10 protein-coding genes and 1 tRNA gene are annotated in these 11231 nt (G+C 59.9%); 5 read left to right on the top strand and 6 right to left on the bottom strand.

Translation table 11 applies throughout. The features are described from left to right. Positions 1–41: 41 nt before the first annotated feature. Positions 42–938: a hypothetical protein gene (locus PHP59_RS09030; protein ID WP_300166200.1), complete on the bottom strand. Its 897-nt coding sequence runs from the start codon at positions 936–938 to the stop codon at positions 42–44. 375 nt (positions 939–1313) lie between these two features. On the opposite strand from PHP59_RS09030, the gene PHP59_RS09025 reads away from it, so the two are divergent. Continuing rightward, the gene (locus tag PHP59_RS09025) at positions 1314–2639 is read left to right on the top strand and encodes a hypothetical protein (RefSeq protein WP_300166198.1); all 1326 of its coding nucleotides are present in this window, start codon (positions 1314–1316) and stop codon (positions 2637–2639) included. A 127-nt stretch (positions 2640–2766) separates the two neighbouring features. Here PHP59_RS09025 and PHP59_RS09020 read toward each other — a convergent pair whose 3' ends face one another. Further along, positions 2767–3468, bottom strand: coding sequence for a metal-dependent hydrolase (locus PHP59_RS09020; protein ID WP_300166196.1), 702 nt, complete (start codon positions 3466–3468; stop codon positions 2767–2769). A gap of 193 nt (positions 3469–3661) precedes the next feature. On the opposite strand from PHP59_RS09020, the gene PHP59_RS09015 reads away from it, so the two are divergent. Continuing rightward, entirely contained in the window at positions 3662–4081 is a 420-nt protein-coding gene (locus PHP59_RS09015; RefSeq protein WP_300166194.1) for a hypothetical protein, read from the top strand. A gap of 28 nt (positions 4082–4109) precedes the next feature. Here the strand turns inward: PHP59_RS09015 and PHP59_RS09010 are convergent, their stop codons facing one another. Next, positions 4110–5303, bottom strand: coding sequence for an MFS transporter (locus tag PHP59_RS09010; RefSeq protein ID WP_300166192.1), 1194 nt, complete (start codon positions 5301–5303; stop codon positions 4110–4112). 145 nt (positions 5304–5448) lie between these two features. On the opposite strand from PHP59_RS09010, the gene PHP59_RS09005 reads away from it, so the two are divergent. Continuing rightward, positions 5449–6618: a hypothetical protein gene (locus tag PHP59_RS09005; RefSeq protein ID WP_300166190.1), complete on the top strand. Its 1170-nt coding sequence runs from the start codon at positions 5449–5451 to the stop codon at positions 6616–6618. Positions 6619–6674: 56 nt separating this feature from the next. Further along, positions 6675–7061, top strand: a complete 387-nt coding sequence (locus PHP59_RS09000) for a hypothetical protein (protein ID WP_300166188.1) — start codon at positions 6675–6677, stop codon at positions 7059–7061. 38 nt (positions 7062–7099) lie between these two features. Here the strand turns inward: PHP59_RS09000 and PHP59_RS08995 are convergent, their stop codons facing one another. The 3 genes from PHP59_RS08995 to thsA all read right to left on the bottom strand — a co-directional run bounded on the left by PHP59_RS08995 (position 7100) and on the right by thsA (position 10030). Then, positions 7100–7906, bottom strand: a complete 807-nt coding sequence (locus PHP59_RS08995; protein WP_300166186.1) for a DUF3658 domain-containing protein — start codon at positions 7904–7906, stop codon at positions 7100–7102. A gap of 235 nt (positions 7907–8141) precedes the next feature. Next, positions 8142–8226 (bottom strand) — tRNA-Ser (locus tag PHP59_RS08990). Positions 8227–8437: 211 nt separating this feature from the next. After that, positions 8438–10030, bottom strand: a complete 1593-nt coding sequence (thsA, locus tag PHP59_RS08985) for a thermosome subunit alpha (RefSeq protein WP_300166184.1) — start codon at positions 10028–10030, stop codon at positions 8438–8440. Positions 10031–10208: 178 nt separating this feature from the next. Between thsA and PHP59_RS08980 the strand changes: the two genes are divergently transcribed. Continuing rightward, on the top strand, positions 10209–10769 hold the full coding sequence (locus PHP59_RS08980; protein WP_300166182.1) for a hypothetical protein: 561 nt from the start codon (positions 10209–10211) through the stop codon (positions 10767–10769). The last annotated feature ends 462 nt before the right edge of the window (positions 10770–11231 follow it).

Here is an 11231-nt window from a genome sequence, read left to right as displayed (position 1 = left end):
TCTTCATGATCCATGTTACCCACTCTTTTCCGCAGCGATATTTATTCTCTCTTATGCCTCCCTGCAAGATACAGAAGGCCGATAATGGCTCCAAGTGCAGGAAGGGATCCCGTACCCGACTTCTGGGTGGTCGGCAGCACGGAGGTGGGTGGCAGAGTCGTTGCGTTTGCCGGGGCCGGGGTATCGGTCACTGTCATGGCCGGTGTCGTGGCAGTGGTCGTCGGGGCGAAGGTCATGAGGGCATAGGTGCCTGCCGTCGGGATATCCGCGCCGATCCAGTCGCCGTCGATCCGGGAGGGCAGCTGGTGCCATGCCCCGTCTTCATAACTGGCCAGGAAGAGCGTCCCGGTCCTGGGATCTGCCGTTGCCGGGATCCTGAAACTGAGGGTAGCCTTCGGAGAGAAGGCGGTCCCTGCAGGAGAGAGTGTATAGGCGCCGGTGAGGGCCCTCCATCCGGCGGGCATCTTCTCTGCCTTCACATTGAGGACGGAGATCCTGTCGGTGCCCGCGCCTGTCAACCTGACCGTGCCGTCCACCGATGCAACGGCGGCTGAAGGTGCGGGTGATGCCCCGGCTCCTTGCGAACCCCCGCCTGATCCATCTGGTTGGGTGATGGTGTCTGCTGGCGAGGCACCTTCGCCGATGGTGACGACCTTTCTGAGTTCCTCCTCCCCATCGACAAGGGCGGTGATCGTGACGGTGCCATCTGAGATACCGTTCACGGTGAAGGAGATCTCAGAATCCTTCGGCCCCTGCTTCTCGCCGGTGAAGCTCAACCCGGTGGCGATGGTGTTCTTGCCTTCCATCGCCGTGCCTGCGAGACTGATCTGGTCATAGGTACCTGCGGTGATGGTGTCGAGGAGGGTGGTGGTGATCGACCCGCCTGCACTGGCGATTCCCTTCATCCCCTTCGTAGTCCCGCCCTTTATTACGTTCACCTCGATGACCTGTGCATTCTGGGTGTGTACTGTCGTTTCGGCGTCTTTGAGAGTGAAGGGAAGGACGAGCCCGTCTGTGCTATAGGAAAATGCTGAGCCGGGAGAAACTGTGAAATCTGCGTCAATTCTGAGAGAAAACTGTGTTCCATCTTCAAGGTCGGATATATCAATGTGTATGGTTCCGCCGTTGTCGATCCTGTCTGGCGATGTCGCAATTGTGGCCGCATGTGCCCCTGATACGACCATACAGAAAATGATGATTTCTATCCATTTTTTCCCAGTATTGCCCATGATGATCTCATGCTCCTATGATTTTCTCCATTCAAATAAGTATTCATGAAAAATTATATATTATATAATATCTATGTGTGGGTTATGACCAATCCTGTACAGTTGCGGATGATACTGATCCCGATGATACTCCTCGGGATCCTGTGTCTCATCATACCGGCATCCGCGGCACCCGCTGTCATGAACGTGACCCTCGACAAAACCTACCAGTATAAGGACATGAGTGTCCGTTATCTGGAGTTTGTCGACGTCTCCGATCCTGCGGTGTCGAAGGCCTGGATGCTGGAGACAATCCCGGGGGACTTGAAGAAGATCGAAACACCGTCTATCAGATACCTTAATCGGTCATTCACGAGCGATCAGGCCACTGTCCGCGGGATCACGGTTCAGGTTGACAGGGCCGCCCTTGAACAACCTCTCTCCCTGGATGGCATGGCTCCTTCATATGTCTATACCCTGCTTCATGTTCCCACACCTCAGATCGAGGTCGCCGGAGAGTTGGGAAATCCGATTATTGCCAAATACGGTAACTTTACTCAATCCAATGTTCCGGACGGCATCTCGGCTCTCTTCAATGCCTCCGAGTTCTTCTATCTCTATGCTCCCGAGGCCGTTGTCCACTATAACTCCTCGACCGGGCAGATGACCCAGGTTGGCACTTTCTCCGGGTCGATAAACAGTATCGGAAAGACTCTTGTGGACAACCAGGTATCTCTCTCCCCGTTCTCGGCCAATGCGAACAACACCGCATCCATGACCACCAATGCACCCGAGTGCGTTCCGACGCCGGGCAAGTATGCCCTATCGGCGATCCGATACGACCCTGCAGGAGAGAAGATCCATGTGCTTGCCTCTCTGCCTGTTGTGATCATGGAAGAGAACCGGTCGCTCACCTGGAATGAAAAGACGGTTCCGGTCGGCTTTTACCCCGGGGAGGCATCTGACGTCACGCTCTCCTTCGACAATCAGACTGGCATCACCGACACCGCCTACCTGATCGTCAGGAATGGCACGACCTATGACATAGCGGCGAGCGCCGACGTCGACACCCTTGCCGCAGACGTGAAGGACCACTGGGATACGATGGGACCGACTACATCCATCTGTGACCTTCTCATCTGGGGCGTCACCCATGAGATCGGTAAGGATCAGCCTGTGGTGTACACGGTCACTGCGGTCGGCGATGTGACCCCGTTGCCGAATATTAACTGGTCTGATGTCGCCATAACGCCTGGATACGGATGTTCTGGCCATGCAAACAGCTCAGCAGCGACGATCCCGGCGGCCACCCTCAACACTCTGGGGACTGGCACCTATTATGTCTATGCGGCAGGGCTGAACGCGGACCACGACATCGTTGCCATCGACCAGAAGGAGGTTGCGGTCAGCACCAAGCCCGCGCCCCCATAATCCAATGCCAGAGGCCAGTACGTCTTCGGGGCACGTCTCCGAATGGTCTCTCCGTGGTCGGGTTTTCGGGCGTGAGTTACAGCATTATCCGGCCGCCGAGGTAATTCCTCTTCCCTTTTTTCTCCGGTCAGGCCACGTGGACCTGGCGATGGAGCCATAAAATCGCAAGGCCGGCGCCTCCAATGACAAGGCCGCAGAGGACGAGGTCCAGAGGCTTTTCGAGGCCGGTCGGGATCCAGTGCAGGGAGAACACCCCTGAAAGGATCATGATGCCGGCAAGGAGCATGAGCGCCCCGCCAAGGGGCAGTCGGATCGTTTCAAGGAGCGGCCCGACCCTGTCGAGGAGTGCCGTCCTGAACTCTTTTTTCAGGAAGAGGGCAGCGACGATGAAGAGAGCCGCAAAGAGGATCCACTCTGACGGTTCGGAGAGTTCGGACATGAGGAGAGACCAGAGGTCGCGGCTCTCCGCTCCTCCCGTGAAGGGGCCGAGAAATGGATAGAGCCAGTTTGCCGGATAGGCCCACATCGTGTCGAGGGCCTGGTGGGACGCGACCCCGACCGCACCGGCAAGGACGATAGGGGATCTGAACCGCCAGAAGACGAGGAGGCCGACTCCAATGGCGAGGACGAGGAAGATGAGGGTATGCGTGTAGATCCTGCCGTAGCCGATCGAATCTGCGAGGACGATATAGCCGAGGGGCTTGTCGATAAGATCGGGGAGGAGGGCCCCGAGAGCGCACGCCGCAACGACGGCCCGCCTCTCCCCGACCGCCCCGGCAAGGAGGAGGCCGAGGACGATACCGGCGGCAAGGTGGCAGAGGAGGAACATTTCACCACCAGTCGGGCATGCCGCCATATCTACCTTCCCGATACTGCAGGTTTCCCGTATTTGTCAGGGGAAAGATGTCGTGTGCCTGGGCACAACACCATATCGAAGGGTATATGTGTGGAGGTAGCATTCGATGGGTGGGGAATACTCATGTCCGGGCCCTCCCGGAGGAGACCCCCGGTGGTGAGCACCCGTGAATGATATTCATATCCGCATTCCGTTCCCCTTTGATGACGAGGGCTATATTGAACGGACCTGCCCTGCCTGCCGGAGGAACTTCAAGATGCAGCTGAGCGAGCGTGAGGTCGAGTGGATCTCGCGGGCACGGCTGAACTCCTTCAATCTCCTCTGTTCGAACAGGATCTACATATTCGAGGACGAACCCGAGGCCCAGTGCTCGTGCCCGTATTGCGGCCATGTCGCGCCGGTGAACGGGTGGTGGACCCATGAGCAGCGGAGTTATATTCAGGTCTATGCCCACATGGTGATCCGGGACATCCTCCTTCGCGACCTCACGGCGGGGCAGGTTTCCGGTGCCGGCCATTCTGCCGGAACCTACTCGACCCGCCTCCAGGTCACCGGGGTGCGGAACCTTCCCCTGTCCATCCCCTGAGGATGGCATTTGTCTCTTCCTGCCCGTATTACCGGATTGTTGCCTGTTTTGTTCTGGCCTGTCGCCGCATCCAGACATAGGCAGCGATAGCGAGGACCTCGGCGATCGCGACAAAGCCCACGATGTGGGCGACCGAGACCTCGTACAGGACGCCCATCACCGTGCTCCCCAGGAACCAACCTGTGCCATAGACCGCATAGATGTAGCCGAAGGCCCGGCCCCTGATCTCGGTGGCTGTCCGGTCCGCGAGGGACGCCCGCATCACTGTCTCGTGGAGGCCGATGCCAGCCCCCCAGATGAGGGTGCCGAGGACGATGAGAGATGGGGCGGTGCTGAAGGCGAGGGCCGGGATGGCGATGTTGATCAGGGGGATGAGGAGAAGGGCTCTCGTCCCGATCCGGTCGTAGGCCCATCCCCCGCCGAGGGCGACCAGGGTGGAGACGGCCATCGCCCCGGCATAGATGAGGGGGATGCCGGGATCTGCGATGAGGCCCTGGACCTTCATGTGGTAGGAGATGAGGGGGAAGCTCGCGAACCCGGCCATTGCAAGGAAGAGGAAGGTGGCGTACGGGACGAAGCGCCGTGTCTCCGGGACGCCTGCGTCTTCGTCCGACTTCTCGAAGATGCCTGGTTCAGGGACGGCCCTCTTCCCGATGGCAAGGAAGACGAAGAGGAGGACGATCGGGAGGGTGAGGAGGGCGAAGCCGGTCTGATAACCCCCTGCGGTCAGGATCGCCGCGGCGAGGAGGAGGGGGCCGATGATCGCGCCGACCTGGTCGAGGGCCTTGTGGATGCCGACCCCCCAGCCCCGGCCGACCGGCGAGGCCGCGAGGGAGATGATGGTGTCGCGTGCCGGCGCCCTGATCGCCTTGCCGATCCTTTCTGTGATGAGAAGGACGGCAGCGACCTCCCAGGTGCCGGTCAGGGCGAGGAAGGGGATGGCAAGGAGGAGGCCGTAGCCGAGGTAGACGATCCGCCAGTAATGCTGGGTCTGGTCTGAGTAGAGGCCGGTGAGCACCCGCAGGCCGTACCCGGTGAACTCCCCGAGGCCTGCGACGAGGCCGACGATGGCGGCAGAGGCCCCGAGAGTGAGGAGGTACGGGCCGGTGACGCTCCTCGCCCCGTTCGAGACGATGTCGCCGAGGAGGCTGACGATGCCGAGGAGAAGGATGAGCCTCATGGCGGTCTGCCGCGGGGCGGTCATCTGGTCTGGCCCGGCCATGGCGAGGGGTGGAGGATGGAGGAGAAATAGGTTCGCCCGGTGTGGGGATCTCTCCGGTGTCAGGGGGAACGTGTTCCGAAGGGGGCTTCGGCAGAAGAAATCTCTTTAAAGGCATTTTTGATCTGTCGAATCGTTCCCGGATTAAATGAAAAGTGACATATATTACGTGTTTAATGTTTGTACGTGTGATGATATGCGATCCACTCTCTCCCTCTCTGGTATTGGATGCCTCCTCCTCCTTCTCTTTGTTTGTGCCGCAGGATGCGTCAGTGAAGAAGAAAAAAAGATTGCGGAAGCAGGTGCGCTGGTCGAGTCGGCAGCCACGCACTGGGAGATCCTGAACACCACCGAAAATTTTGACACAGTCTCCCTCGGGAATGTCAGAGCGGAGATGGCTGCAGCGAAGACGGACCTCGACGAGGCCCTCGTGATCCTCGACACCGTCTCCTATGACCGCCTTTCTCCTGACGAAAAAAAGCATCTCGATGCCCTCAAGACGCTGTGTCAGGTGGACGCCGAGTTTGCCGGGATGATGCGTGACGAAGGCTGTGACTTGCTGAAATACGGTCAGGATCTTATGTTCGGAAAGGGTAATGTCTCGGGTTTTGAGTCATTTGATCAGATACGGGACAACCTTATCAGGATGAAAGAGAAATCTCGGGCTCTGGAGACGAAGATGGTCAGGATTGATATCGAGTCCCTTCCTCCTGGCTGGCAAGAGGATGTAGCCGGGATGAAGGCCGGTATCGGGGATTTCACCACGATGCTCGGCGAAATGATCACGTTGGCCGACCAGACCGAGAAGGTGTGCGCCCTGCTCGATTCTGCAGCTGCCCATTTTGAAGTTCTGGACACTGGCGGAGGAACTGAATATTATTCTGTCGGAGTCATAAGGGCAGAGATGGCTGCTGCAGAGACCGACCTCAGCGGGGCCCTCAGTATCCTTGAGACGATCCCCTGTGACCGACTCCCTCCTGACGGGAAAGAGCAGTTTGATACCCTCAAGACACTGTGCGAGGTGGACGCGGACTTCTGTGGGATGATGCGGAATGAAGGCTGTGACTATCTGGACCACTGCCAGAAAGCGACGCTTGCTCATGACGAAAAATCTGGGATTACCCAGTTGAAACTGGCAAGGGAGGATCTCGTCAGGATGAAAGAGAAATTGCCGGCGATGGAGGCGAAGATGGCGACGATCGATATCGAATCTATGTCCACTGCCTCCAGAGGAGATCTTGTCAGCATGAAGGTCTATATCGAGGAGTTTGGCAAGAGCGTAGACGACGCGATCGATCTGCTGGACCAGGTCTGCTGATGCCCCCTGCCGGATGGGAACGGCGGATGTTTATCCTCTGAGGGGCAAGATTTCTCATGGAATCGGATCTCTCCCACGAGTGCGATGCGACCCCCTCCCATCTCCGAAAGGATCCGGCAATCGCCGCCTCCGCCTCCTTTGTCTGGGGGGGGATGGGCCAGGCCTACAACGGCCAGTACGGGAAGGGCCTCCTCTTTTTCACCGGGGTGATGGTCGGACTTTTTGCCCTCCTCATCCCCGGGATCATCATCTGGGCCTATGGCATCTACGACGCCTACGTGACAGCCCAGAAGGTGAACGACGGCGCGGTGCCGTACAGGGAGACGGGTTTTCTCCACCTCCTCGGTTTTGTCCTCCTCACGATCGCCCTCATCTTCGTCTTCGCGGTGGCGACTGTGTTCCTCCTCCTGATGGCAGGGCTGGCCGGCTATCTCCCCCTCTGAACTTTTTTCAGTTTCGTCCCCCGCGGCTGTGACGGCCCTCACTCTGCCGGCGCCCTGCGCACCTGCAGGAGGCGCATCGCCCGGGTGTCGCCATCGGCCTCGACCCATCCCATCTCGATGAGGCCGAGGAGGCGGGAATAGAGATAGGCGTCGCCGCATTGATCGTACTCCATGGAGAGGGCTCCGAGGGCGTCGCCGATCACCCGGGCCGCACTCGTCCATTCGTCCGGGACGGCGTCGAGGACGGCCTGCGGGATGGTGGCCGAGACTGTATGGCAAAGCTGCCCCCGCCAGAGGGTGCGGACGTCCTGGCTGTCCTCGTCCTGTTTTAACTGTTTCCAGGTGCGCAGATAATATTCTGCCTCGTCCGGGGTGAGTGCCCGTCCTTCGTCCTGCTGAGCGGCGAGCCAATCCGGCTCGAGTTCGCCGAGGCTGATCGGGACGATCCTGTCAGGGCCCGGGTCAGGTTCGTCCTCGTACAGGACATCGATCCCGTCGGTGAGGTCGACAACTTCGATCCCGCAGGGGTCGGGCTCCCTGCTGAGGAACTCCAGGAAACCGGCGTACTCCCGGGCAGACCGCCGGGTGAGCCAGACGACACGCCGGGCGTTGCCGGGCCGTGTCTCTTCCCAGAACGCCTTGATAGCGTTCAGGTCGTCGGCGTACCAGGACTCGTACTCGGTCCCGGCGTACAGGGCCCGGAAGAAGGCCTCCCTCGCCTCCAGGTCGTACGGGTCGATCGGCCCGAGGGAAAGGTCGTCAGGGAGGGCGAGTGCTGGCCTGCCCGCGGCATTAAGGGCGCCGGCAGATGATTCGGTAAAAGTGATATTGATAGTGTCGGTCATGGTGTGTCTCCGGTCCCGGGAGGGATTGAGGCAGGTACGTCGGTGGCCGGGCACATATGTGTGCGGGTCGGGGACGACGTATCGGTGTCCCTCCCCTCTCACCTGTATGACATCAGATCCCCTCCGACGATGTGTCAGGAGAATGAGGGATGCTTCCACCAGTGCTGCTGCAGAAAAGGAACTTTTCCAGATAACTCCCGCTCTCCCTTATTGTACCGTGCAAAATGGAGGGAAACGCCGGGGGGGAGATTTGAACTCCCGAGGTGTCAAACACCAGTAGCTTTCGAGGCTACCGCCTTCCCGGACTAGACTACCCCGGCCTGTCCGGCTATTATTATCTGTCGGCTGCGTTCATAACCTTTGCGATGGCATGGGTGCGCCGCCCCCTCTCAGTGACCCCGTCCTTCCGGGACTGCCGGCGTCATCGTGGGTGCTGCTCTTCTTCTGGAAGGGCGGATATATCCCGACCCTCAGGTCAGGCAGGACGGTTGATAAAAACAGGGTGCCGGGATATCCCGGCTTTTCACCGCTTCAGGCGACAGGGCCTGAGGGGCCCTTCTTGACGGTGACGAACATGTCGTCGACCCGGACAAGCATTGCCGCCATCTCGGTTGCGGACATGATCGCCTGCTTCTTCACCCGTGCCGGCTCAAAGACCTTCTCGGCCTTCATGTCCACGACCTCGCCGGTGTAGACATTGAGGCCAGCGTACTTTTTGCCGGCGGTGTGGGCCTGCTTGAGTTCGACGACCTTGTCGATCGGGTCGAAGCCCGAGTTCTCGGCGAGAGTCTTCGGGATGTCCTCGAAGGCCGCTGCATAGGCTTCGAGGGCGATCTGGGTCCTGCCGCCGACGCTTGCTGCGTAGTCGCGGATCCGCAGCATCATCTCGACCTCGACAGAGCCGCCGCCGACGACGAAGGTCCCGTCTTCAAGGGCGTCCTGGACAACGCGGCGGGCGTCCTCGACCGCACGTTCGAGTTCGTCGATGAGGTGCTGGGTCGAGCCCCGCAGCAGGATGGTGACTGCCTTCGGGTTCGGGCACTCGGCGATCTTCACCAGGTCGGCGTCCTCGAACTGCTCGACATAGCCGGCCGTGCCGATGACCTCTGGCGAGATCTCCTGGACCTTGTTCACGATCACGGCGTTGAGGGCCTTTGCCGCGAACTTCATGTCCTTCTCCGCAACGTCCTCGACAGCGAAGATGCCGTACTTCGCCAGGTAATACTGGACGGCGTCGGCGATCCCCTTCTGGCAGAAGATGACGTTGACACCGGCGTCGCGGATCGCGTCGGCGAGCTTCTTCAGGCTCTCGCGCTCCTGTTCGCCAAAGGCGGTGAGCTGGTCGCTGCCGGAGATCTTGATCTTCGACTTCACCTGGGTCTTCGTGATCTCCAGGGGCTGGGCAAGGAGAGCGACCTTCGCGTTCTCGACTCTGCGGGGCATACCGTCGGCGACCCTCGTCTTGTTGATCACGACACCCTTGACGAGTTCGGCGTCGTCCATCGAGTCGCCGACCTCCTTGGTGACGGCTACATCGTCCTCATCGATGACGGTCTTCCCGTTCTTCTCCTCGGCAACGGCCTGGACGGCGTCGACGATGATCCCGGCGACCTTCTCCTTCACCGACTCGATCGACTTCCCGGTCATCGAGGTGGATGCGATCTGCAGGAGGATCTCGCGGTCCTCGGGCGTGACCGTGATGATCAGGTCGTTGAGGATCTCCAGCGCCTTCTCCATACCCTTCCTGTAGCCGAGGGCGATGATCGTCGGGTGGATCTCCTTCGTGAGCATCGTGCCGGCCTGCTCCATAAAGGCGCCGCCGAGGATGCAGGCGGTGGTGGTGCCGTCGCCGACCTCGTCGTCCTGCGTCTCGGCGACCTCGACCATCATCTTGGCGCCGGGGTGCTGGACCGAGAGCTCACGCAGGATCGTCGCTCCGTCGTTCGTGATTGTAACATCCCCGCTTCCGGAGACGAGCATTTTGTCCATACCCCGGGGGCCGAGCGTCGTCCGTACCGCGGCGGCGATCGCCTTTGCCGCAAGAATGTTGGACTGCTGCGCCTCGTGCCCCTTGGTACGCTCGATGTTATCTCGTAATATGACAACTGGCTGTCCGGCAAGCATGATAGAATCCTCCGATATCTCATTAATATGGATTAGAACTTCTATATATATGGTCCGGTGTTCTCCCCACCTGCTCTGAGTGGGGCAGAGTGTGTGCTTCCTCCTCCGGGGGAAATGCCTTCTGGCGCATAGATCCGGTCTGCAGAGATTCTTTATGGATCGGCACCGAAAGCTGCGTATGGATCACAGCCTTGCCCTCACCAGGCTGGAACAGGGTATCCTTCTTCTGGTCATTCTTGGCGGGGCCGGCATCGCCTTCAATCTCTATACAGGCCCGGGTACGGAAAACCCTATTGGCATCGTCCCCGACGCCCTTGCAGGTTCTTCGGCAGCCCTCCTCGTCGATACCCCTCTCGAAGGGTTCGGCGACCCGGCCGATCCCGGCAGGATCGGTTCGGTCTCCATCTCCCTCAGGCTCTTCCCGGGCTCTGTCGGGGCCGTGGACATAGGCCGGGCAGGTGTCCTCTTCACCACGCAAGGAGGCTCGGAGACCTGTGGCATTGGCCCGGTCCCCCCGAACTGGACGATCACCGACAGGCTGAACGCCCTTCCCATCGGCGCCGCCGACGATGACGATCTCCTTGAACCGGGCGAGGAGTTCGTCCTCAGGGTCTGGCCGTCCCGCGCCCTTGCACCCCGCGAGACCTTCACTCTCACCGTCGCCCCGCCGCGGGGCCCGGCGGTGAAAGTCACGCAAACAGTGCCCCCGAGGATCACGCCGGTGACCGATCTCGGATAAAATCGGGGGCCGCAGGTCGTCCACGACCTCGCCCCTCCCGGTCCTGCCTGTCGTGATCCCATCGTCGACGTGAGCATTGCCCCCTGAGTCATGGAGGCCGTGCCCGTGGGGATCCTACGGTTTTTTCAAATTCGCTGCGCTCGTCCCGCGAAGACTTCGTCTTCTCGACTCTCTTTGGTCATCCCCCCATTGCGATTGGCCCCTGGAAGACAGGAGGAAGATCCTGATGAGGGGGATTGCCATCCTATCCCTATCCTGCACCGGGGGCCGGGGGCGTAGTCCCCCGGCAAGAGATGCCTATCAACCGCCTTCCCCACATTCTGGACTGGGGGCGTAGTCCCCCGGGCCAGGCACCCCTGAAAAGGATTTACCATGAAAATGATCCAGAAGATCCGTTCTCCGGGTTTTCATGAGGTTTTGACTCTCAACGAGCACCCCATGATGGAGATGGAGAGGACAAAA

Source organism: Methanofollis sp. (assembly GCF_028702905.1).
Classification (GTDB): Archaea; Halobacteriota; Methanomicrobia; order Methanomicrobiales; family Methanofollaceae; genus Methanofollis.
The sequence above is the reverse complement of the archived record's forward strand: the minus strand, read 5'-3'. Positions and strand labels throughout refer to the sequence as shown.

Bases quoted from the DNA above. Each gene is read 5' to 3' on its own strand.
- PHP59_RS08980 (WP_300166182.1), top strand. From the start codon at position 10,209: ATGGATCACAGCCTTGCCCTCACCAGGCTGGAACAGGGTATCCTTCTT.
- PHP59_RS09000 (WP_300166188.1), top strand. From the start codon at position 6,675: ATGGAATCGGATCTCTCCCACGAGTGCGATGCGACCCCCTCCCATCTC.
- PHP59_RS09010 (WP_300166192.1), bottom strand. From the start codon at position 5,303: ATGGCCGGGCCAGACCAGATGACCGCCCCGCGGCAGACCGCCATGAGG.
- PHP59_RS09025 (WP_300166198.1), top strand. From the start codon at position 1,314: ATGACCAATCCTGTACAGTTGCGGATGATACTGATCCCGATGATACTC.
- thsA (WP_300166184.1), bottom strand. From the start codon at position 10,030: ATGCTTGCCGGACAGCCAGTTGTCATATTACGAGATAACATCGAGCGT.
- PHP59_RS09005 (WP_300166190.1), top strand. From the start codon at position 5,449: ATGAAAAGTGACATATATTACGTGTTTAATGTTTGTACGTGTGATGAT.
- PHP59_RS09020 (WP_300166196.1), bottom strand. From the start codon at position 3,468: ATGTTCCTCCTCTGCCACCTTGCCGCCGGTATCGTCCTCGGCCTCCTC.
- PHP59_RS08995 (WP_300166186.1), bottom strand. From the start codon at position 7,906: ATGACCGACACTATCAATATCACTTTTACCGAATCATCTGCCGGCGCC.